20 protein-coding genes are annotated in these 23396 nt (G+C 61.7%); all 20 read left to right on the top strand.

The window, feature by feature from the left end; genetic code table 11:
* The first annotated feature begins 148 nt into the window (after positions 1-148).
* Positions 149-634: a division/cell wall cluster transcriptional repressor MraZ gene (locus E0502_RS01925; protein ID WP_137676289.1), complete on the top strand. Its 486-nt coding sequence runs from the start codon at positions 149-151 to the stop codon at positions 632-634.
* A complete protein-coding gene (gene rsmH, locus E0502_RS01920) occupies positions 631-1569 on the top strand; it encodes a 16S rRNA (cytosine(1402)-N(4))-methyltransferase RsmH (protein WP_137676288.1) in 939 nt (312 codons plus the stop codon). The genes E0502_RS01925 and rsmH overlap by 4 nt, the downstream gene beginning before the upstream one ends.
* Positions 1566-2105 (top strand): hypothetical protein, encoded by a 540-nt coding sequence (locus E0502_RS01915; RefSeq protein WP_338047303.1) that lies wholly within the window; start codon positions 1566-1568, stop codon positions 2103-2105. Before rsmH ends, E0502_RS01915 begins: the two co-directional genes overlap by 4 nt.
* Positions 2102-3820 (top strand): peptidoglycan D,D-transpeptidase FtsI family protein, encoded by a 1719-nt coding sequence (locus tag E0502_RS01910; protein ID WP_240048816.1) that lies wholly within the window; start codon positions 2102-2104, stop codon positions 3818-3820. Before E0502_RS01915 ends, E0502_RS01910 begins: the two co-directional genes overlap by 4 nt.
* Complete coding sequence (locus E0502_RS01905; protein WP_137676287.1) at positions 3820-5313, top strand: UDP-N-acetylmuramoyl-L-alanyl-D-glutamate--2,6-diaminopimelate ligase; 1494 nt, start codon at positions 3820-3822, stop codon at positions 5311-5313. The genes E0502_RS01910 and E0502_RS01905 overlap by 1 nt, the downstream gene beginning before the upstream one ends.
* Positions 5310-6791 (top strand): UDP-N-acetylmuramoyl-tripeptide--D-alanyl-D-alanine ligase, encoded by a 1482-nt coding sequence (locus E0502_RS01900; RefSeq protein WP_137676286.1) that lies wholly within the window; start codon positions 5310-5312, stop codon positions 6789-6791. The genes E0502_RS01905 and E0502_RS01900 overlap by 4 nt, the downstream gene beginning before the upstream one ends.
* Complete coding sequence (gene mraY, locus E0502_RS01895) at positions 6792-7862, top strand: phospho-N-acetylmuramoyl-pentapeptide-transferase (protein WP_137676285.1); 1071 nt, start codon at positions 6792-6794, stop codon at positions 7860-7862.
* Positions 7859-9232, top strand: a complete 1374-nt coding sequence (gene murD, locus E0502_RS01890; RefSeq protein WP_137676284.1) for a UDP-N-acetylmuramoyl-L-alanine--D-glutamate ligase — start codon at positions 7859-7861, stop codon at positions 9230-9232. The genes mraY and murD overlap by 4 nt, the downstream gene beginning before the upstream one ends.
* Positions 9229-10470, top strand: coding sequence for an FtsW/RodA/SpoVE family cell cycle protein (locus tag E0502_RS01885; RefSeq protein WP_137676283.1), 1242 nt, complete (start codon positions 9229-9231; stop codon positions 10468-10470). Before murD ends, E0502_RS01885 begins: the two co-directional genes overlap by 4 nt.
* Positions 10467-11645 (top strand): undecaprenyldiphospho-muramoylpentapeptide beta-N-acetylglucosaminyltransferase, encoded by a 1179-nt coding sequence (murG, locus tag E0502_RS01880; protein ID WP_137676282.1) that lies wholly within the window; start codon positions 10467-10469, stop codon positions 11643-11645. The genes E0502_RS01885 and murG overlap by 4 nt, the downstream gene beginning before the upstream one ends.
* Positions 11642-13063: a UDP-N-acetylmuramate--L-alanine ligase gene (gene murC / locus E0502_RS01875; protein WP_137676281.1), complete on the top strand. Its 1422-nt coding sequence runs from the start codon at positions 11642-11644 to the stop codon at positions 13061-13063. Before murG ends, murC begins: the two co-directional genes overlap by 4 nt.
* Positions 13060-14037 (top strand): UDP-N-acetylmuramate dehydrogenase, encoded by a 978-nt coding sequence (gene murB / locus E0502_RS01870; RefSeq protein ID WP_137676280.1) that lies wholly within the window; start codon positions 13060-13062, stop codon positions 14035-14037. Before murC ends, murB begins: the two co-directional genes overlap by 4 nt.
* Positions 14034-15011: a D-alanine--D-alanine ligase gene (locus tag E0502_RS01865; RefSeq protein WP_137676279.1), complete on the top strand. Its 978-nt coding sequence runs from the start codon at positions 14034-14036 to the stop codon at positions 15009-15011. Before murB ends, E0502_RS01865 begins: the two co-directional genes overlap by 4 nt.
* A complete protein-coding gene (locus E0502_RS01860) occupies positions 14998-15900 on the top strand; it encodes a cell division protein FtsQ/DivIB (RefSeq protein ID WP_137676278.1) in 903 nt (300 codons plus the stop codon). The genes E0502_RS01865 and E0502_RS01860 overlap by 14 nt, the downstream gene beginning before the upstream one ends.
* Positions 15900-17183: a cell division protein FtsA gene (ftsA, locus tag E0502_RS01855; protein WP_137676277.1), complete on the top strand. Its 1284-nt coding sequence runs from the start codon at positions 15900-15902 to the stop codon at positions 17181-17183. Before E0502_RS01860 ends, ftsA begins: the two co-directional genes overlap by 1 nt.
* Before the next feature lie 123 nt (positions 17184-17306).
* Positions 17307-18995: a cell division protein FtsZ gene (gene ftsZ, locus E0502_RS01850; protein WP_137676276.1), complete on the top strand. Its 1689-nt coding sequence runs from the start codon at positions 17307-17309 to the stop codon at positions 18993-18995.
* A 216-nt stretch (positions 18996-19211) separates the two neighbouring features.
* A complete protein-coding gene (locus E0502_RS01845; protein ID WP_240048815.1) occupies positions 19212-20924 on the top strand; it encodes an SPOR domain-containing protein in 1713 nt (570 codons plus the stop codon).
* A gap of 194 nt (positions 20925-21118) precedes the next feature.
* On the top strand, positions 21119-21571 hold the full coding sequence (locus tag E0502_RS01840) for a type III secretion system chaperone family protein (RefSeq protein WP_137677477.1): 453 nt from the start codon (positions 21119-21121) through the stop codon (positions 21569-21571).
* Positions 21572-21600: 29 nt separating this feature from the next.
* Positions 21601-22407: a pyrroline-5-carboxylate reductase family protein gene (locus E0502_RS01835; RefSeq protein ID WP_240048814.1), complete on the top strand. Its 807-nt coding sequence runs from the start codon at positions 21601-21603 to the stop codon at positions 22405-22407.
* A 116-nt stretch (positions 22408-22523) separates the two neighbouring features.
* Positions 22524-23342 (top strand): Bax inhibitor-1/YccA family protein, encoded by an 819-nt coding sequence (locus tag E0502_RS01830; RefSeq protein WP_137676274.1) that lies wholly within the window; start codon positions 22524-22526, stop codon positions 23340-23342.
* The last annotated feature ends 54 nt before the right edge of the window (positions 23343-23396 follow it).

Below are 23396 nucleotides of genomic sequence, written 5' to 3'. Positions count from 1 at the left end.
CGGGTTAATACCAGCTTCCATCGGACAGGTAGTCTTCAGCCGAGTCTCGCAGGGGCGAGACTAGCCACCCGTGCTGCTGCGCGGGAGGAGGCGAGGAAGATGTGCCTGCCGTCAGGTTTGGGTGAGGGGTTGAGGCAAGGTGCCGGAGGTGCGGGTCAGTTACAGCGGTCAGGCTTACTCGCCAATCGGCGACAAGAGCCGCTTTGCGCTGCCGCCTGCCTTCCGCAAGATCGTAAAGGAAGCCAGCGGCAACACCCGCACGCTGTGCCTTGATCGTCACCCTGTTTGGCCGTGCCTCGTGGGCTTTGGCCTCAACCGCGAAGAAGAACTGCTCGACCTGCTGGAGAAGCGCCACGAGAAGGCGCTCGAGAACGGGCAGGATTTCGATTACGACAAGGAGTCGGACGAGCTCTTCGGGTTCGAGCGTATCCCGTTCGATGATAGCGGCCGCTTCACCATGCCGACCTGGCTGCTGAAAGCAGGCAAGATCGAGGAGGGGCTGTTCTTCCGCGGTGCTGGCCGCTTCTTCACTGTCTGGTCGCCCGCGCAACTTTACACCATGGCGCCGGATATGGAGCGCGCCCGCATCGCTTGCGAGACGCTGGTCGAAGAACAAGAGGCGAAGCGCAAATGAGCGAAGCGCCCCACACCCCTGTTCTGCTCGATGAAGTCATCGCTGCGCTCGATCCGCAGCCGGGCGATGTGATCGTCGATGCCACTTTTGGAGCGGGGGGCTATACCCGCGCCCTGCTTGATGCCGGCGCTATTGTGCATGCGTTCGACCGCGATCCCGATGCGATCGCGGCGGGCCGTACATGGCCTGAAACCAGCGAGCAGCCCCCGCGGCTCGTGCTGCATCCGCGTCGTTTCTCGGAAATGCTCGCCAGTCTGGCGGAGGCCGGTGTATCGCAGGTCGATGGCGTGACAATGGATATCGGCGTGTCGTCGATGCAGCTCGACCAGGCCGGGCGCGGCTTTGCCTTTTCCACCGACGGCCCACTCGACATGCGGATGAGCCAGGACGGCGAAAGCGCGGCCGACTTCCTCAATTCCGCTGAAGAGTCGACGATTGCCAACGTGCTCTACCAATATGGCGAAGAGCGCCAGTCGCGCCGGGTCGCGCGCGCGATCGTGGCTGCTCGTCCGCTGGCGACAACGGGCGATCTTGCCCGGGTCGTGCGCAAGGCGCTTGGTTACAAGCCGCATGACAAGAAAGATCCGGCGACGCGCAGCTTCCAGGCGGTGCGCATCCATGTGAATGCCGAGCTTGACGAATTGGCGGACGGTCTTGCGGCAGCCGAGCAACTGCTGCGCGAAGGCGGGCGGCTGGCAGTGGTTAGTTTTCACAGCCTCGAAGATCGGATCGTAAAACGGTACTTGCGAGAGGCCTCGGCCACCGGCGGTGGATCGCGCCATCTCCCGCAGGTCGACAAGGCCGAGCCAATCTACACCAAGGTATCCAAGGCGATCCGCCCGAGCGATGCAGAGATTGACCGGAACCCGCGCGCCCGTTCTTCGACCCTGCGGCATGCGGTTCGTACCTCTGCACCGGCAAGGGAGGCGGCATGATGAGAAACGGATCGCGCCTGCGCCAGATTGGCTGGGCTGTTGTGCTGACAGTCTGCCTGACGGCCTTTGTTGCGCTCACATTCCGGGTCAATGCAGTCAAAAGCGAAGTGCGCCTGGCGGAACGCCAGATCATCGCGCTCGAACGCGAGAAGCTGCTGCTTGAAACCGAATTTCAGACCCGCGCCAACCAGCAGCAGCTGGCCGACTGGAACCGGGTTGAGTTCGGTTATCTTGCTCCGTCTGCAGATCAATATCTGGAGAACGAACGTCAACTTGCCTCGCTCGGTGTTCCGCGCGGGGCAGGGGCGCCTGAACCCATCCGTGTCGCCAAGGCGCGGGTCGAGGCTGAAACAGGGGGGATCCTTGCCATGGTATCGCCCCTGACCGGCAAGCCGGCCGAAGGATCCGGTGAGGACGGGGATGAGCCGGAAAGCACGTCCGGCGACGCCAACCAGATGTCGGCATCCGCTACGCTTGCCGAACGGCTGGCGATGGAAAGCCCGATCCGCAGCCCGTCGGTGGAGGCTGCACAGTGAACGCGCTGACGATTAGCACGGCGATCTCCAGTGGCCGTGTGCATCTCGTCACAGTGCGCCAGACCTCGCTCGATACCGCACGGATGAGAGTGTTGTGGGTGGCAGTCATCTTCGCCGCTGTCGCCGCTGCTGCAATCATGCGGATCAGCTATTTCGGGGTTAGCGACCGCGTTGTGAACACGACGTCACTGGAAGAGGCGTTATTGCCGTCACGCGGTGAGTTGACGGACCGCCACGGAGTTCCTCTGGCCCGGGCATTTCCGGCCTATGCCTTGTGGTACAATCCTACAGCGATGGGCGATGCGTCCGATCCGTTGGTCAAAACGCCGCAAGAAGTTGCTGCCGAGCTCAAGGCGATCTTCCCTGATGTCGATATCGATAATCTGGCGGGCAAGCTGGCATCAGGCAAGCCCGGCTATCTCCGCCGCCGCGTGCTCCCGGAAGACGCGAATCTGGTGCAGAATATCGGCGAACTCTCGCTCGAGCTGCCACGTGAAACCGACCGGCATTACCCGCAAGGTTCGATGGCCGCGCATATTCTTGGGTTCGTCGATGCCGAGGGCAATGGACGGGTCGGGATGGAGCAGGTGCTCAACGCGCGACTGAGCGATCCCGCCATGCGCAGCAAGCCGGTGGCTTTGTCGATCGACATGCGTGTGCAGGGCGCGCTCGAGGACGAGCTCGGACGCGGCATGCTGGCGACCAATGCCAAAGGTGCAGCGGGCATCGTCCTTGACGCAGATACCGGTGAAGTACTGGCACTTGCATCGCTGCCTGAGTTCGACCCCAACAAGATCGATGCCGAGGGTGCGGGCAATATGTTCAACCGCGTCACCAATCAGGTTTACGAACTGGGTTCGACCTTCAAGCCGCTGACCGTCGCCGCTGCGATCGACGCTGGCACGATCCGTGATTTCGGCAAGAGATACGACGCCAGCCCGGTGAAAGTCGGTCGCTTCACGATCAAGGATAGCCACGCAATGGGGGCCAGCCTCAACGTGCCGGAGACGCTGATCCATTCGTCGAATACCACAACTGCGCGAATTGCCGATGAACTGGGCCCTGCGAAGCTGCGCCGTGCGATGATGGATTTGGGGATGAATGAGCGCCCGCAGATCGAATTGCCTGCACGAGGCCACCCGATCTGGCCGGGTGATGATTGGCCGCGGCTGCGCAATATGACTGTCGGTTACGGGCACGGGATCGCAGTAACACCGCTCCATCTGGCAAGCGCCTATGCCACCATGGTCAATGGCGGCGTCTGGCGTCCGGCAACGATGCACAAACTCGAAGCGCATGAAGTGCCCAAAGGTCGCCGTGTCTTCAAGGCTTCAACATCCAGCCGTATGCGGCAATTGCTGCGGATGATCGCGCTCTACGGCACGGGCCGAAACGCCGATGCGCCGGGTTTCCGGGTTGGCGGCAAAACAGGTTCGGCTGAAAAGCCAGGCAATGGTGGTTATCGCCGTACGTCCCTGGTTTCGACCTTTGCGGCAGCATTCCCGATGGATCGTCCGCGCTTCGTCATCGTCGCCATGCTCGACGAGCCAGAGGGCACCACAGCCAGCTCTTTCCAGCGCACGGCAGCATGGAACGCCGCCCCGATCGTCGGCAAGCTGGTGCCCCGCATCGGCCCCTTGCTCGGCGTGATGCCCGACGACACGCGCGACGTTGATATCAGCGATCTGCGTCCTCTCGTGCCGGAGAAGCATTGATGCGCCTCTCCAATCTTGCAGCCGGTGCTGGCGTCGCCTTGCCGGAAGGTGTCGACGCGCAAGTGACCGGCTTTGCCATCGACAACCGCAAAGTCGCGCCCGGGACTGTGTTCGGCGCATTCCAGGGTACCAGGGTCAACGGTGAGGATTTCATTCCGGCGGCAATTCAAGCCGGGGCAGTGGCGGTGGTTGCCCGGCCTGAGGCTGTGGTCGATGGGGCAATTCACATCGCCAGCGCCGAGCCGCGCAAGCTTTTTGCCGGGATCGCCGCTCGCTTCTTCACCCCGGTGCCGGAGACCGTTGTGGCGGTCACCGGAACGAACGGGAAAACCTCGACTGTCGAAATGACCCGCCAGCTTTGGCGAATTGCCGGCCATCGGGCGGCGAGCATCGGCACATTGGGGGTAACGACACCGGAAGAGAGCATCTCGACCGGGCTCACGACCCCCGACATAGTGACGTTCCTTTCCAACGTGAGCGGGCTGGCGCGCGAAGGTGTGACGCATGTCGCCTATGAGGCCTCCAGCCATGGTTTGAGCCAGTACCGCAACGAGGGCCTGCGGGTCGCGGCGGCGGGCTTCACCAATTTCAGCCGCGACCATCTCGATTATCACAAGGACATGGAAGACTACTTCGCGGCCAAGATGCGCCTGTTTGACGAAGTGGTTGCGGATAACGCCACGGCAGTGGTCTGGACCGGCGCTGGCGAGTGGGCCGACCGGGCCATAGAGCACGCGCGCAAGCGACAATTGCGTGTGCTCAAAGTGGGCGAGCAGGCAGCCGGAGATCGTAATGATATCCGCCTGCTCGCCCATACCGCCACCCGGCTGGGGCAGGAACTGACAATTGAACACGATGGGCGGCAGCAAACCATCACGCTCCCGCTGATCGGTGCTTATCAGTCGGCCAACGCGCTGGTGGCAGCGGGGCTTGTCATTGCGACAGGGGGCGATCCCGGGCAGACATTCGATGCGGTGTCGCGCTTGCAACCGGTCCGTGGGCGGCTGGAGCGTGCGGTCATCACGCCATCAGGTGCGCCGGTCTACATCGATTACGCGCACACGGCAGACGCGCTGGAAGCGGCCATCATGGCGCTGCGCCCGCATGTGAAAGGCAAGCTGCTGTGTGTGTTCGGCGCTGGCGGCGACCGCGACCATGGCAAGCGCCCGCACATGGGTGAAGCCGCATCCAGAAACGCTGATGCTGTAATCGTCACCGACGATAATCCGCGCGGAGAAGACCCACAGGAAATCCGCCGCGCGATCCTGTCGGGTGCCGGCAGCAATGCCACAGAGATCGGCGATCGGCGCGAGGCCATCGCTTATGCAATCGCACAGGCGGACGGGGACGATATCGTTCTCATCGCCGGGAAGGGCCACGAAGAAGGCCAGATAATCGGTTCGGGGGAACATATGCGGGTCTTGCCATTCAACGACGTCGAAGTGGCGCGCGAATCCGTCGCGCAAGCCAGTGCGATGGGAGAAGGCAAATGAGCGCGGCACAGTTGCAACATCCGGCCCTTCGTTCGTGGCCGGTTAGCCAGCGCGACGCGTTGCCGCTCGTGCTGTGGACGTCAGACGAGATTGCCAAAGCGGTTGGCGGACAGGCGAGCGCCGCATTTCAATGCGCTGGGGTCGAAATCGACAGCCGCGACGTGCGCAACGGCGATTTGTTTTTTGCGCTCCAGGGCGATGCGATGGACGGCCATCGATTCATCGACAAGGCTTTCGAAAACGGTGCCGCCGCTGCTGTGGTCGACCGCGCAGTCCCCTATCCGCATATTCTGGTCGAAGACACGACCGCGGCTCTTCATGCGCTCGCCGCTGCTGCACGGGTTCGCAGCAAGGCTGTCCGCATCGGGGTGACGGGATCGGTCGGCAAGACAGGCGTCAAGGAAGCGATATTTGCCGCGCTCGACCGTTGCAGTTTCGGTGCAACCCACCGCAGTGTGCGCAGTTACAACAACCATGTCGGTGTCCCGCTCAGCCTCACCCGGATGCCTGCACGCAGCCGTTACGGCATCTTTGAGATGGGAATGAACCACGCCGGCGAGATTTCCGGCCTGACAACGCAGGTCAAACCGCATGTCGCCGTCATTACGACCATCGCACCCGCGCATATCGAGAACCTTGGCAGCATGGAGGCGATTGCCGACGCCAAGGCGGAGATTTTCGAAGGTCTGGAAACGGGCGGTGTGGCCGTGCTTCCAGCAGACAGCGATTACTTTTCTCAGCTGCGCGAACGAGCCGAAGCGCTCGGGGCAAAGGTGGTTTCATTCGGGCGGTCAGCCAGCGCCGATGTGCGGTTGCTCGATACGATCCCTTCGGCCAATGGCGGCTCGCTGGTCACTGCAGACATGGGCGACACGCGCGTCTGCTTCACAGTGGCAGAACCCGGCGAACATTGGATTGCCAACTCGCTTGCGGTGATGGCTGCAGTTCGTGCTGCGGGCGGCGATCTGGGCGCAGCCGGTCTTGCGCTGGCTGAAATGGGCGGACTGAAGGGTCGCGGCGCTCGTCACCAGATTGCAGCACCGGGCGGCAAGGCCCTGTTGATCGACGAGAGTTACAACGCCAATCCTGCCTCCATGCGCGCAACTCTGCGCCAGCTCGGGCAGACACCCGCGACGCGGCGTGTCGCCGTGCTTGGCAGCATGAAGGAGCTCGGTGATTTTGCGCCGAAATTTCATGCCCAGTTGGCCGAGCCGCTGGCGGAGGCGAAGGTCGATTACGTCATCCTCGTCGGCGAGGAGATGCGCGCGCTTGCACGGCACTTGGGGAAAGGCGGCGCAGGGGCGCTTGCAGGGGGACTCAGCTTCGCGCATTGCGATGATCCTGCCGAGGCGATTGCGGCGCTCGATGGCTATGGTTTGACTGCGGGTGACGCAGTGCTGGTCAAAGGGTCCAATTCAATCGGACTGGGCAGGCTGGTTGCACACTTTACGAGCCGGGAAACTGGCCGGGAAGATTGAATGCTGTATCTGATCGCCGAGTGGCTGAACTTCGAGGGGTTGTTCAACCTCGTTCGCTACCAGACTTTCCGCTCGGGCGCGACGCTGATGACCGCCCTGGTCATTGGCCTGATCATCGGCCCGCGCTTCATCAACATGCTTCGCGTGCGGCAGGGCAAGGGGCAGCCGATCCGCACTGACGGTCCGCAAACCCATCTCGCCAAAGTCGGCACGCCGACGATGGGCGGCCTGATGATCTTGATTGCGCTCACATCATCGATGCTGCTGTGGATGGACCCGCGCAACCCGTTTGTCTGGGCCTGTCTGGCCGTGACGGTCGGTTTCGGAATTATCGGCTTTCTCGATGACTACGACAAGGTCACAAAGCGGAGCCATAAGGGCGTTTCGGCGAAAGTCCGCTTGCTGCTGGAATTCGCTGTCGCCGGTGTCGCGAGCTATATCATCGTCGGACAGATCAACACCAATCTATATGTGCCGTTCGTGTCGGACGTATCGATCCCGCTCGGGCCGTTCTATTATGTTTTCGCGGCCTTCGTGATTGTCGGTTTCGGCAACGCGGTGAACCTGACTGACGGGCTTGATGGTCTGGCGACAATGCCGGTTGTGATTGCGGCAGGCACTTTCGCTCTCATCGCCTACCTCGTCGGACGAGTCGACTATTCGGCCTATCTCGGCATTCCCCACGTGCCCGGCGCGGGCGAACTGGCGATATTCTGTGCAGCGATCATGGGAGGCGGGCTTGCCTTCTTGTGGTTCAATGCGCCGCCAGCTGCAGTGTTTATGGGCGATACAGGCAGCCTGGCACTCGGCGGCGCGCTCGGCGCCATTGCCGTGGCGAGCCATCATGAAATTGTCTTGCTGATCGTCGGCGGTCTGTTCGTTGCAGAAACTGCTTCCGTCATAATCCAGGTGTTCTGGTTCAAACGGACGGGCAAGCGCATCTTCCGCATGGCGCCGATCCATCACCATTTCGAGCAGAAGGGCTGGGCGGAAGCGACCGTCGTTATCCGCTTCTGGATCATCTCGATCGTGCTTGCTCTGATCGGTCTTTCGACGTTGAAGCTGCGATGATCACATCACCTGTCTTTGCTGGCAAGCGTTTTGCCATCCTCGGTCTCGCAAGGTCGGGGCTGGCTGCGGCCGAGGCGCTGCTGGCAAGCGGGGCCGAAGTCGTCGCGTGGGACCGACAGGACGTCGCCCGCGAGAAGCTGGAAGGCAGAGCGAGAATTGCCGATCCGCTCGACCTTGACCTGACCGGTTTCGACGGCGTCGTTGTGTCGCCCGGCGTGCCGCTAAACGCGCACCCGATTGCAGGCCATGCGGCGAAATACGGCGTTCCGGTGATCGGCGATATCGAGCTGTTCGCGCTCGCGCGGCCCAACCTGCCGCCGCACAAGGTCGTCGGCATAACCGGCACCAACGGCAAAAGTACGACGACCGCGCTGGTCCATCATATCCTGAAGGAAACGGGCGTGCCGACGCTGATGGGCGGCAATATCGGCATCCCGATCATGGAGCAGGACCCGCTTCCTGAAGGCGGGGTCTATGTGCTGGAACTCTCCAGCTATCAGATCGACCTGACACGCTCCCTCGCGTGCGACGCTGCAGCGCTATTAAACATCACGCCCGATCATCTGGATCGCTATGATGGCTTTGAAGCATACGCCTTCGCCAAGGGTAGACTTTTTGCGATGCAGAATGTCTCGCAATTCGCGGTCTTTGGCGTTGGTGACCAGCTAACTCGCGGTTTTGCGCAAGCCGAAGCGACACGTCGACCGAGGGACCGGACAGCGCAGATTGAATCCGCTCGCTATGCTGAACTTCAGTTAGACTGGCCTGCGCTACAAGGCCCGCACAATCTCGAAAATGCCGGCGCAGCCATCGCCTTGGTCGAGGAATTAGGCGTATCGCGCGCAACGTGGGAGCCAGCGATGCGCAGCTTTGCCGGTCTGCCCCACCGGATGGAATTCGTAGCCAGGCACAATGGCGTGACATTCATCAACGATAGCAAAGCGACCAACACCGACAGCACTGCCCCTGCGCTCTCGGCCTACGCAGCCGATCCGTCCATCCATGGAGGGACACAGCGGATCCATTGGATCGTTGGTGGCCTGCCGAAAGAAGACGGTTTGGGCAAATGCGCCGACCACCTCGGCAATGTAGCCGCCGCCTATACTATCGGCGAGGCTGGACCGCGCTTTGCCGAACTGCTCGACGGAAAGGTGCCGGTCACGCAGGCCGAACTGCTATGCGAAGCAACCAAGCTCGCACAAGCGGCAGCCAAGCCCGGTGACATAGTGCTGCTCTCGCCAGCCTGTGCCAGCTTCGACCAATTCAAGGATTACGAAAAGCGCGGTGAGCACTTCCGCCAGATTGTCGCGGCGCTGACGGGTGAGACCGCTTCAACATCATCGCGGTTGAAAGGCAAGTCCGCGGCATGAGCACCAGCCAGCCCTATATTCCGCGTCCCGGCGAAAGGCCGGCCTCGGCGGACCGGTTTCGCGGTTCGCGCCTTGCAGAGCTGAAGATCTGGTGGCGCGAGATCGACCGGGTTCTGCTGTTCCTGATCCTGGCGCTGATGGCCATCGGCACTGCCGCCGTCGCAGCCGCGTCGCCTGCCAGCGCCGACCGGCTTTCCACCGCCGAGATCAGGCTTCCGGATCTTTACTTCTACTGGGCGCACCTGCGCTGGCAACTGGTCGGTCTTGTCGCGCTGTTCTGGGCATCGATGCTGAGCAAGGACAACGCACGGCGGCTCGGTGTTTTGCTGGCTGCGGGCATGCTGTGCATGCTCTTTCTTGTCCCGTTGATCGGTTATGAAGTGAATGGCGCACGGCGCTGGATCAATCTGGGTGTTGGTTTTCAGCCGTCCGAGTTTCTCAAGCCCGGCTTCGCTGTCGCACTGGCGTGGATCCTTTCATGGCGCTTGCGCGATCCGAATTTGCCGGTGATTGCCATAGTCAGCGGGATCATGGCGCTGGTGGGTTTGCTGCTGATGATGCAGCCCAATCTGGGTGCGACGATTCTGTTCGGCGGCGTGTGGTTCGTGCTCGTCCTTCTGGCCGGAGTCTCAATTCAACGTATCGGACTTTTGATCGCTGCCGGCGTTGCCGCGCTGACGGCGGCCTATTTCCTGTATGACACGGCACGCAACCGGATCGATTCCTTCATCGGCGGCGGCACCGCATTCGATCAGGTCGACCTTGCCGAGCGGACATTACTCGCAGGTGGATGGACGGGCAGCGGGCTATGGCTGGGTGTGCGCAAGATGAACCTGCCTGAAGCGCATACCGACTATATCTTCTCCGTCATTGGTGAGGAATTCGGCCTGTTGGTGTGCGCACTGATCGTGCTGATCTACCTCGCCATTGTAGTGCGGGTTCTCGTACGGCTCGCGAATGAGGAAAACCTGTTCGTGTTGCTCGCTGCGGCGGGACTTGCCACTCAGATCGTGGGGCAGGCCTTCATCAATATCCTCGTCAACTTGCAGCTGTTCCCGTCCAAGGGCATGACCTTGCCGCTTGTTTCCTATGGCGGCTCTTCGACCATTGCAGTATGTCTTGCGGTCGGTCTGTTGCTGGCAATCACGCGGCGCAATCCGTTCCTGACGCGCGAGACACCGGGCTTGCGCGCCATGCTGCAAGACAAGCTGTCTTTAGACGAAAGGAACCGCGCATGAGCGGCGCGAACCGCCATTATGTTCTGGCCGCCGGGGGGACCGGGGGTCATTTGATTCCGGCCTTTGCGCTGGCGACCGAACTCGAACGGCGCGGACATCACGTTGCGCTCATCACCGACGAGCGCGGAGCGGAGATTCCCGGCAAGCCCGAGTTTCTGCCGACCCATATTCTTCCGGCTGGTCGCCTGGGAAAGAACCCGCTCAGCTGGTTTAAAGGTGCGCGTGCGATTCTTCGAGGGCGTGCGATGGCCAAACGTCTGTTCGAGAATTTTGAACCGAGCGCAGTGATCGGCTTCGGCGGCTACCCGTCGCTGCCTGCACTGCTCGCCGCAACATCGGAAGGCATTCCGAGCGTAGTGCATGAACAGAACGCGGTCCTCGGCAGAGTCAACCGGTTGCTTGCCGGCAAGGTGCAGGCGATTGCTACAGCTTATCCGGAAATCGCACGGCTGAAACCCAAGCATTCCGGGAAGGTCCACCTGGTTGGCAATCCGGTTCGCGGCGAAGTGCTGCAATTGCGTGAAGAGCCGTTCCCGGCCTTTACAGAAGATGGCTTGCTGCGAGTGCTTATTACTGGCGGCAGCCAGGGGGCGAGTGTGCTGTCGGATATCGTCCCGGACGGGCTGGCCATGCTTCAACCGGCTTTGCGCTCGCGCTTGCAAGTGACCCAGCAATGCCGTGCGGAAGACCTCGACAAGGTCCGCGAACGCTATCGCAATCATGATATTCCGGCAGAACTCGGCACCTATTTTGAAGATATGGCTGCGCGGCTCGCTGACGCGCATCTGTTTATCGGCCGTGCGGGCGCATCGACAATTGCAGAGCTGACGGCGGTCGGCCGTCCGGCGATCCTCATCCCCTTGCCCATTGCAACCGATGATCACCAGGCGGCGAATGCGCGGGAAGTCGGGAAAAAGGGCGGCGCGCGGATGATCAGGCAGGAAAAGTTCACCGGCAAGGAACTCGCCAAGCAGATTCAGGCGCTGGCACAAAATCCGCAATCGCTTGCGACCGCTGCTCACGCTGCGTGGAATTGCGGCCGTCCTGACGCGGTGAAGGACTTGGCCGACCTCGTTGAAACCTTCGGCGGGGACGAGCTGATGGATGTCATAAGGACGACAGAACCGATCCGTGATCGGGACCATGTCGGCGCTCCGACCAAGGCTCGCGCATGAAAGGCGTCGGCACAGACATCGGCGTGATCCACTTCGTCGGGATCGGCGGAATCGGCATGTCCGGCATTGCGGAAGTGATGCATAATCTCGGCTACACCGTGCAAGGGAGCGATCTGAGCGAGAGCCCGACAGTGGAACGACTTCGGGCGCAAGGCATCGCGGTCAAAATCGGGCACGAGAAAGAGAACGTCGAAGGCGCGGCGGTGGTCGTCACGTCCTCCGCCGTGCGCCGGACCAATCCCGAAGTGGCCCATGCGCTGGAAAGCCGTGTGCCAGTGGTGCGGCGGGCAGAAATGCTGGCTGAACTGATGCGGCTGAAAAGCACCGTTGCGGTCGCCGGGACGCATGGCAAAACGACGACCACCAGCATGGTCGCAGCGCTGCTCGACGCGGGCCATATCGACCCGACTGTGATCAACGGCGGTATCATCGAGCAATATGGCTCGAACGCCCGAATGGGCGACAGTGACTGGATGGTCGTTGAAGCCGACGAGAGCGATGGCAGTTTCCTGCGGCTTGACGGCACGATTGCAGTCGTAACCAATATCGATCCGGAGCATCTTGACCACTACGGCGATTTCGACGGCGTGAAAAACGCGTTCGTCGAGTTCATTCACAATGTCCCGTTCTACGGCGCGGCGATCCTGTGCATCGATCATCCTGAAGTGCAGGCGGTGATCGGCAAGGTCCGTGACCGGCGCGTCGTTACCTATGGCTTTTCGCTCCAGGCGGATATTTGCGGGGTCAATGTCCGGCCCATCGATGGCGGCAGCCGGTTCGATGTTGTCGTGCGCCAGCGCGGCGAGGAAGATCGCCGGATCGAAGGCGTGAAGCTGCCGATGCCGGGCAGACACAATGTCCAGAACGCATTGGCCGCCATCGCGGTTGCGATCGAGATGGGCTGCTCCGACGAAGTGATTTGCAGCGGTTTCGACAATTTCAGCGGAGTCCGGCGCCGCTTTACCAAGGTTGGGCAGGTCGCCGGAGCGACAATCATTGACGACTATGCGCACCATCCGGTGGAGATCAACGCCGTGCTGTCGGCAGCGCAGGAAAGCGTTGCGGCCAATGACAAGGGCAAGGTTATCGCCGTGATGCAGCCGCACCGCTACTCGCGGCTGGGTGACCTGATGGATGATTTCCAGAACTGCTTCAACGATGCGGATCACGTCTATGTCACGCCGGTCTACACTGCAGGCGAAGACCCGATCGAGGGGGTCAGTTCCGAAGCACTGGTCGAGGGACTCAAATCACGCGGACACCGATCGGCAGCAACTGTGGCAGACCGCGAAGAACTGGCCGCGCAGCTCGCCGGTGAAATCGAGGACGGCGATCTGATTGTTTGCCTCGGCGCGGGCGACATCACCAAGTGGGCGGCTAAGCTGGCGCAGGATATCGAAAAGGCGCGGGCGGCATGACGATGCACCAGCCAGACGACTGGGCGATGCACGACCGCGGCGGCGCGCCCGATGCTGAAGTCGAAGTTGAAGGCGCGGTCAATGCGCCGGTTTCGACCGACGGCTTGCGCGGCAAGCTGACAGCGGACGCGCCGCTCGCCAAGCTTGTATGGTTCAAAACGGGCGGCAATGCCGACTGGCTTTACGAACCTGCCGATCTCGATGATTTGAGGGTTTTTCTGCAACGACTGAACGGCGAATTGCCGGTTATGGCGCTTGGCCTCGGGTCGAACATGATCATTCGCGACGGCGGCGTTCCCGGAGTGGTCATCAAGCTGGGCAAGCCGTTCGCCCAGGTCGAAGCTGGCGAGAACTGCATCGTAGCCTGTGGCGGCGCAGCGCACGGTATTCTCGTCTCCTCGGTAGCGCGCGACGCGGGAGTGGCCGGGCTCGAATTCCTCCGCGGCATTCCTGGCACCGTTGGCGGATTCGTGCGCATGAATGGCGGCGCCTATGGACGCGAAGTGTGCGATATCCTGATCGATTGCGACGTTCTGATGCCCAATGGTGATTTCATGACCTTGCCGGCGGAAGATCTGCAATACACCTACCGCCATTCAGCATTGCCAGCGGGTGCGGTCGTGGTTGCCGCTCGCTTCCAGGGCGAACCGGGCGACCCCGAAGAGATCGGCGCGGAAATGGACCGGATTGCGCAGGCGCGCGAGGAATCGCAGCCGCTCCGCACCAAGACCGGCGGATCGACCTTCAAGAACCCGGATGGCCACAAGGCGTGGCAGCTGGTCGATGCGGCGGGCTGCCGCGGCCTGACCTTGGGCGGCGCGCAAGTGAGCGAGAAGCACGCCAATTTCCTGATCAACACCGGCACTGCGACCAGCGCCGATATCGAGGGCTTGGGTGAAGAAGTGAAGCACCGCGTGTATGAGAATTCGGGCGTCGAATTGCACTGGGAAATCCAGCGGGTAGGGCGGCCATGAGGCTCGACAGCAAGCTCCATATAGCAGTCCTGATGGGCGGCTGGGCGAACGAGCGCCCGGTTTCCCTGATGAGCGGCAAGGGCGTGGCCGATGCGCTCGAAAGCCGGGGGCACAAGGTCACGCGGATCGACATGGACCGCACTGTCGCTGCAAAGATCGCCGAGGCGGCACCGGACGTCGTGTTCAACGCGCTCCATGGCGTTCCGGGCGAGGACGGGACAGTGCAAGGCATGCTCGACCTGATGGGAGTACCCTATACCCACTCAGGCCTCGCAACTTCGGTTATCGCGATTGACAAGGAACTGACCAAGCAGGCTCTGGTGCCCAAGGGCATCCCGATGCCCGGCGGACGGATCGTGAAGAGCGAAGAGCTGTACGAGAAGGATCCGCTCCCGCGCCCTTACGTGCTCAAGCCCGTCAACGAGGGCTCTTCGGTGGGCGTGGCGATCGTCACCGAGGATGGCAATTACGGCAACCCGATCGCGCGAGATGCCAAGGGGCCATGGCAAGAATTCAGTGAGTTGCTGGCTGAACCCTATATCCGAGGGCGCGAACTCACCACAGCGGTGATCGACGGGCCGGACGGTCCGCGTGCGTTGACGGTGACGGAACTGGTACCCAAGTCCGGCTTCTACGATTTCGACGCGAAATACACCGATGGTATGACCGACCATGTCTGCCCGGCTGAACTGCCGGAGAACATCACCGCGCTGTGCCTCGATCTCGCGGTGCGGGCGCACAAGGCGCTTGGCTGCAAGGGTACTAGCCGGACCGATTTCCGCTGGGACGACGAGCATGGCGAGGACGGCCTGTTCGTCCTTGAAACCAACACCCAGCCGGGCATGACGCCGCTCAGCCTTGTGCCTGAACAGGCGAGGCATTGCGGCATGGAATATGCCGATCTGGTAGAGGCCATCGTGGCTGAGGCACTGCGGACATTTGACAGCAAGGGGGGAAGCGATGGCGACCGTTAAGCGCAAGGCAAAGGGCGTACGCCGCTCGGCGGCTGCGCGCAGCCGGGCCACCACTGCGCGCAGAGCAAAGGCGACGACGGGCTCCATGCTCGACTCCGCCATGGCGATCTTGCCATTTACGCAAGAGCAGCTTCAGCGCATTTTTCTGGCGATGATCCTTGGCGGTGCAGCGGTGCTGGCATGGTTCGTTGCCAGCCTTGCCGGGGTTCCCGCTATGGCGAACCAGCAGATCGCCGGTCTTGCGTCCGATGCGGGTTTTGAAGTCCGCCGGGTCCAGGTGACCGGGGTCGACCGGATGAACGAACTCAAGATTTATGAGCGCGTGCTGAGTGAGCACAATACGCCGATGACATCGGTCGATCTGGAAACCATACGCGGACGTCTGCTCGAGCTGAGCTGGGTCAAGGATGCCCGCGTGTCTCGCCAGCTGCCGGATATGATCGTGGTCGATATCGTCGAGCGGAAAGCTCACGCGGCTCTGCGCAAGGCCGATCGCCTCGTGCTGATCGACCCTGAGGGTGTCGAGCTTGAACCGATAAGCCGAGGAAATGCCAAGGGCATGCTGGTCATTGCCGGGCCGGGCGCGGGCAAGCAGGTGGCTGAACTGACCAAGCTGCTGGATGCCGCACCGGCGCTCAAACCTCAGGTGACGGAAGCCGAGTGGATCGGCAACCGCCGGTGGAATCTGACTTTCAGCACGGACCAGGTCCTGGCTTTGCCGCAGGGGGACGACGAGTCTGCTGCAGCGCTGGTCTCATTCGCCACGCTCGATGGGCGCAACCGGCTCCTTGGCGGCAAGGTCGCGCATATCGACATGCGCGTTCCGGGCCGCGTGCACCTGCGAGTTCCGGGCCGGGCGGAACAGGTCTTAGAGATGGAGGGCAACTGATGGCGCTGCCGCGTATCAGCCGAGTGTTCGGGGCCGTGAATATCGGCTCGTTCCGAATTTCGGCAATGATCATGGGCGTATCCGAAACGGGCGAGATGATCGTGCTCGGATCCGGCCACCGCGCCAGCCAGGGCATCAAGCGCGGTTATGTCACCGATATGGCCGCTGCGACCTATGCCATTCGTGATGCGGTCGAACGGGCAGAGAAGAATGCAGGGACCAGCGTTTCCAGCGTCTGGATCGGCTGCGCCGGGGCGGGGCTTTCGAGCCAGATCGCCAAGGTCGAAATCGATATCGGCGGGCGTCGGATCGAACAGGAAGATGTCGAGCAACTCTTGCTCATCGCGCGCGACAATATTCAGCCGGATGGACGAATGGTCCTCCACGCCCAGCCGGCGCATTATACACTCGATGGCGCGCATGGCGTCGCAAACCCGACAGGGCTTCATGCAGAGCGTCTTGGCGTCGATGTACACGTCATGCTGGCGGACGGCGCCCCCGTGCGCAATCTGATCGAAGCGGTCCAGAACGCACATCTCGAAGTCGAAAGTGTGGTTGCTGCGCCGATTGCGGCCGGACACGCCTGCCTCACGCCCGAAGAGCGAGAGCTCGGTACGGCGCTGATCGAAATCGGCGGTGATGTCACAAATGTCTCGGTCTTCGCAGGCGGCATGTTGCTCGGCCTCAAAGCGATCCCGATTGGATCGGCAGACGTTACCGACGCTGTAGCGTCCGCTTTCGGGATCCGGCGGTTCCAGGCAGAGCGCCTGAAATGTGTGGCCGGATCAGCCATCGCGAGCCCGACGGACCACCGTGAGATGATCCCGGTCAATGGTCCGGGTGACACGGGCGACAGCGGGCCGACAGCACGCGGCGCGGATGACAAGAACAGGATCCCTCGCGCCGAACTGGTTTCCGTGGTGACCGGACAGCTCGGCAAAGTAACCGACGAAATAGCGAAAGCGTTAAAGGAAATGGGCTTTTCCGGTTCGCGCGGCAGCCAGGTCGTGCTGACCGGTGGCGGGGCGGAACTGGCCGGAGTCGCGGAATTCACGCAAAGTGCACTTGGCCGCCCCGTCAGGATCGGCAAGCCTCCATCATTGCGCGGACTGCCGGAAGCTCATGCCACGCCGGGTTTTGCCACATTGGCGGGCCTGTGCCTTTACGCGTCAGACGATCCAGTCGATATCCGCACCATTGATCCAAGCTATCAGACAACGATCAAACTTGGCGGGGTGGCGCTGCTATCCAGACTCTTCCGTGCGATGAAAGAGTATTTTTGAGGTGGGAAGCGCAGCATTAACCACTGTGGATAAGCGATTATCCCCTATGCCCGCTGATTCCCAATTGTGTCAGACTGAATTTCAGTCGAGTTTTTATATCTACTTCCCCCGGAGGGACATGCCATGAGCATCAATATCGGACCGCCCGCTTCAGATGAACTCCGCCCCAGGATCACCGTTATCGGTGTGGGCGGCGCGGGCGGCAATGCGATCGCCAACATGATCGCAGCCGAAGTCGAAGGCGTTGAATTCGTTGTAGCCAACACCGATGCGCAGGCGCTCAACAATGCCGTAGCCGATACGCGCATCCAGCTAGGCCCTGAAATCACAGGCGGTCTCGGCGCCGGCGCACGCCCCGAAGTGGGCAAAGCGGCGGCTGAAGAAACGACCCAGGATGTCGAGGACCTGCTCGATGGTGTGAACATGTGTTTCATTGCCGCCGGCATGGGCGGCGGCACAGGCACAGGCGCGGCTCCGGTGATTGCGGAGGCTGCACGCCGCAAGGGCGTGCTGACCGTGGGTGTGGTGACCAAACCGTTTCTGTTCGAAGGGACGCGCCGCATGCGCGCCGCCGAAGCGGGTATCGAGGAGTTGCAGAAGCACGTCGATACGCTGATCGTCATCCCCAATCAGAACCTGTTCCTGGTCGCCAAAGCGGAAACGACATTCAAGGAAGCGTTCCAGCTGGCCGACGAAGTGCTGCAGCAGGGTGTTCGCTCGATCACCGATTTGATGGTCATGCCGGGCCTCATCAACCTCGACTTCGCCGATGTGAAATCGGTGATGGAGGAAATGGGCAAGGCGATGATGGGTACCGGCGAGGGCGAAGGCGAAAACCGCGCGCTCGAAGCCGCTGAACGTGCAATCGCCAATCCATTGCTCGACGGCGTATCGATGCAGGGTGCCAAGGGCGTCATCATTTCGATCATCGGCGGCGAAGACATGAAGCTGCTCGAAGTCGACGAAGCCGCAAACCATATCCGCGAATTGGTCGACGAGGACGCGAACATCATCTGGGGCTCGGCGTTCAATCCCGACCTTGAAGGCAAGATCCGCGTTTCGGTGGTCGCGACCGGGATTGAAGTCGGCAATGGGATCGTCGACGCGTCAGGTGACACGCATTCGCTCTCGCTGGGCGAAAACCGCGCGCCCAAGCGCCCGGTCCTCGATCTGCCGGCGGAAGACGAATTCGAGGAAGAAAGCCTCGCGCTGCCAGTGGAAGAACCCGAACAGCCACTCTCGCTGGGAAGTTTCCAGTCCGATGAGGACGAACTCGAAGACGACGATTTCGACGATGTAGAAGGGATTGTAGATCCGCTCGCCGGAATGCGTAACGACGATCAGGACGACTTCGAACCGGAAAATGACACCATTCCGGAACCTGCTGAAGACAGTACCCATATGAACCCGTCAGAAGGCAGCGGTTTCGCCTCGGACGACGATGACGATTGGGGTGAGGTCGGGGAAGCAACGGACGGCGGGGAGCCGCTTGATCTCGGCGCCGAAGGTCACGAAGTTGGCAGCGGCGATGCTGGCCAAGGTGATGATCTATTGTCCGATGCAGACAAGCTTGCGGAGGATGATCAGCCGCTACAGGTCCGCACTGGTGGCGGCCGTCGGCGCGGCTTGGTATCCGGCGACGGCGGTGAAGGTGGTAGCGCCAGCAGCACCTTGTTCGAACGCATGGCCAATCTGTCCCGCGGTTCGTCCGACGATGACGAGGCAGATGAAGACGGCGATGATGATGGGGATGACGACGGCGGCTCGTCGCTCAACATTCCGCGTTTCCTTGGCCGGCAGAACAACCAGTAAGTCGGGGCAGCCCATAGGTCCGTTCGGAGCGGTTCCGCCTGTATTCAGCACGCGTCTCCGATGATGGTGCTTTACCCGGCTTTTTGCTGCCACTAACGAGCGCCCGCGATGATCAAGCCGACGACATTTTCTGCTTTGCCTCTCAGTGCGTGCTGCGCGCTCGGGATTTCCCTTTCCTTATTTGCGGTGCCACTCCCCATCGCAGCGCAGGAAGTCGTGCAAGCTTTGCCGTCGGGCGAAGTCGATGATCTCAACTCTGCGTTGCAGCGGCTGGCGCGCAATTCACAAGATGTCGATGCACTGGTCGACGCAGGTGAAGCATCGCTTGCACTTAATGACATTGATGCCGCCGTAGGCTTCTTCGGACGCGCGGAAGAGCTCTCGCCACAAAACTCGCGGGTTATGCTCGGGCTGGCGAGAGCGTCAGTGCGCGGCGGTGATCCGCTGCGCGCGATCGGATTGTTCAATGCGGCGGAACAGGCCGGTGCGGCGATGGCCCGCGCAGCACTTGACCGGGGGCTCGCATACGATCTTGTCGGCGACAGCGTCTCGGCGCAAGCGGAGTATCGGCGGGGTCTTGAGCAGGGCGAAGATCCTGAAATCCGCCGGAGGCTCGCACTAAGTCAGGCGATTTCGGGCGACCGGGAAGGGTTCCAGGAAACCCTCAATCCGCTTGTCGCACGCGGGGATTCCGCATCCTACCGGACACGCGCATTCGGACTTGCCATACTCGGCGAAGAGGATGAAGCTGTGGCGATAGCCGATGCAGTAATGCCGCGGGCGATGTCAGCAAGAATGGAACCCTATCTGCGCTACATGAAGCGGCTGACTCCGGCACAGCAGGCTGCTGCAGCCAATCTCGGCAAGTTCCCGCGCGCCGCGCAAATTGGCCGGGACACACCAGGGGTAGCGCAATATCGCGAGCAGAACGGTCTGGTTCGAACGCCCGATGCGAGGCTGGTGCCGCAGGGGGAGCCGCTCGGGCGTGACGCACGTTCATCGAGCCCGCGCCGCCGACCGGACCGGGCCATGAGCACCGCATCGGCTGCTGAAACGGCTGACGCTGAGCAACTGCCTGAATCGGTGCGGCGCGAAGTCGCGCGTGTCGAACGACAGCGCCGGTCTGATCCCCTGAGCCGGACACGGTCCGACCCGGTCATTGTGCGCAGGGCTGATCGGACCCCAGCGGAGCCTGCTGTGTCAAATACCGCGGCCGAGGTGCCCGTCGTAGCTGAAACGACTGTATCTGAGTCGCCCGAGAGATCGTCGACCGTTGCGGAGCCGGTCATGGTGGCACGGGCCGATTCTCCGCAGCCGCCTGTGGCTGTAGCAGTCCCTCGGTCCGAAGCGCAGCAGCCTGTGGGCGTTGCGGTAACGGAGCTTCCGGCCACGAGCGCGGCCGCTCAGCCGCAGGTACAGCCTCCGGCGAACGGTCAGATTGCCGCGCCGGGGTTCGACCTGGCGAACATCGCCGGCTCCACCGACCGGGCGACTGAAACCGTGCAGCCGGGCGATAGTCAGGATAGCGCTAGCGTGGCTGACGCATTCGCCGCCTTTGCTGCGGTGCAAGCGCCTGTTCCAGCGAAAAGCGGTGGTGTCGATATCACCAAGATCGAGCCGCCACGTGAGGTGGAGAAGGCCGCGCCCGAAGCGCCCGCGCACCCGAGCCGGTACTGGGTGCAAGTCGCCACTGGACGTGATGTGAGCGCGCTGGGTTTCGACTGGCGCCGATTCAGCCGCAAGGCACCCGACGTGTTGGGCGGTCTGAAGCCGCACGTCACGCCATGGGGTGAAGCGAACCGGCTTTTGGCCGGCCCCTACGCCAGCCGCGAAGACGCCCGCAAGGCCATGAATTCGCTTAAGGAAAGCGGCGTGGATGGCTTCACTTATACGAGTCCGCAGGGCGAGGAAATTCGGCCGCTGGACTGACTCGTGCCGCCTGTTTTACACAAGCTGTGAACAGCCAATTTCACTTCTCCCCAGCGCTGCCGCATGCGCCCATTGCGCGTTAACCCTTTCGCACGCCATCCAGCCTGCATGAGATTTTACTCAACCTCCTGTCTCCGCTCGTGACCCTCGCTGACGATCGTTTCTCGGCAACCGACGAGTCACCGCCGGTGGATATGCTTGCGGCCTTGTTCGAGGCTCGCGGCTGGCCATTCCAGACGCTCTCAGCGGAGGAAATCTCCGGCGAGATCCAGGGTAGCTGGGCCAAGTACCAATTAAGGGCGATCTGGCGTGCGGAAGACAATGTGCTGCAGGTGCTCTGCCTGCCGGACGTACGGGTTGCGTCGGAAAAAACCGGCGCAGCCTATGAACTGCTGGCGCTGGTTAACGAACAGCTGTGGTTGGGGCATTTCGACATCTGGTCGAAGGGCGGCGTGCTGGTTTATCGCAACGGCGCGATGCTGGGCGATGACGGATTGCTCAGTCTCGATCAGGCGCAGGCGCTGGTCGAAACCGCTGTCGATGAATGCGACCGCTTCTACCCTGCGTTTCAATTCGTGCTGTGGAGCGACCGCTCCCCGCGAGAGGCGTTGGACAATGCCCTTGTGGATGCACATGGCGAAGCTTAGCTCAGGCTCCGGATATTACGGAGCATCATGTGGCGTTTGAACGAATACTGATCGTTGGTTTCGGCACAATGACTGGAGCGATGGTCGACGGCTGGCTCAGTGCCGGGAGCGCGAAATCGCGATTTGAAGTCTACCACCCGACGAAGACCGAGGTGGCGCACGGGCTCACTGTTCACAACGCATGGCCGCGAAAGCGGTTCGATGCCGTTCTGCTCGGTGTTAAGCCGTATATGATCGATGATATTGCTGCCGGGCTCGAACCGGTAGTCGGACCGGAAACAGCAGTCCTCTCCGTACTGGCCGGGGTCGAACTGGATAGTCTGGCCGATCGCTTTCCTCGGTCGGCAGGTGTTGTCCGGTTCATGCCGAACCTCGCATCCGCTTTAGGTAAGTCGCCCAATTCTCTGATTGCCAAGGGAATTGATGCGGCAACAAAGGCCGACGTTACAGAGTTGGCTGAGAAAATCGGCAGCGCGGAGTGGCTCGACGACGAGAGCCAGTTCGACCTCGCGACGGCACTCGCAGGTTCGGGGCCGGGTTTCGTCTACCGCTTCATAGACGCGCTGGCAGCCGGGGCACACGAGCTGGGCCTGCCGGGCGAGCAGGCCGAGCGGCTTGCCGTTTCGATGGTCGAAGGGGCGGCGGCGCTGGCGGCGGCTTCGCCCCATTCGCCGCGCGAATTGGCGCGCCGCGTCGCCAGCCCGGGGGGAATGACGCAGAAGGGCCTCGACGTGCTGGACGAAGGCGACGGTCTTTCAGCTCTGGTCAAACAGTGTCTGAAGGCCGCGCGGGACCGCGGGGCGGAGATGGCGGCAGAGGCCCGCAAGAAGCGTTAACTTGCAAACGATGCAACAGCCTCCGGTTTCGCTTGAAAAAAGCCGTTCCACCGCCGATATTGATTTCAAGAACCGACACCTATCGCGGTGCCGGAGAAATTGGAGTTAGGATCGCAATGGCAGATTGGAACGACCCCCGCCGAACGGGCATGGGCGTTGGCCCGACCCCCGGCATGGACGGGCAGATCGGTGAGCGGACCGTCGTGGACGAGGGTCTGCGCAAGCACATGCTCTCGATTTACAATTACATGGCGTCGGGCGTGCTGCTCTCAGGCATCGTCGCCCTGCTGTTTGTAAACTCGTCGCTGTTCGAAGCGGCCTACACGGTGGTTCAGTCGCAAGGTCGGATGTATGCTCAGCCGAACATCCTCGGCTGGATCATCATGCTCTCGCCGCTGGCCTTCGTCCTGTTCATGTCCTTTGGGCGGAACAAGTTTAGCGCGGGCGCTCTTCAGGCAATGTTCTGGGGTTTTGCAACCGCTATGGGCCTGTCGCTTTCCACGATTTTCATCACGTACACCGGTTCGTCGATCGCGATGACGTTCTTTGCAACGTCGGGTGCTTTCGCAGGGCTCAGCCTGTGGGGCTACACCACGAAGAAAGACATTTCGGGCTGGGGCAGCTTCCTCGTGATGGGCGTCGTCGGTCTTATCATCGCATCGCTGCTGAACGCCTTCCTGATCGGCTCGCCCGGTCTGGAACTGGCGATTTCCGCGCTCGGCGTGCTGATCTTCGCTGGCCTGACAGCGTATGACACCCAGCGTCTGAAATCGGAATATATTGCCGTGCAGCACGCGAGCATGACCAATCCGGCGATGGCCGCGCAATATCCATTGCAGAAGATGGTGATCCTCGGGGCACTCAGCCTGTATCTCGATTTCATCAACATGTTCCTGTTCCTGCTGCGCTTCCTTGGTGTCGCGCGCGGCGAATAGTCGCATAAAAGACTCACATCGAGATGCCCGGAGTGCCTAGCGCATTCCGGGCAT

The organism is Parerythrobacter lutipelagi (assembly GCF_005434975.1).
GTDB lineage: Bacteria > Pseudomonadota > Alphaproteobacteria > Sphingomonadales > Sphingomonadaceae > Parerythrobacter_A > Parerythrobacter_A lutipelagi.
Note: the sequence above shows the minus strand (reverse complement) of the source record. Positions and strands in the feature narration are given on the sequence as shown.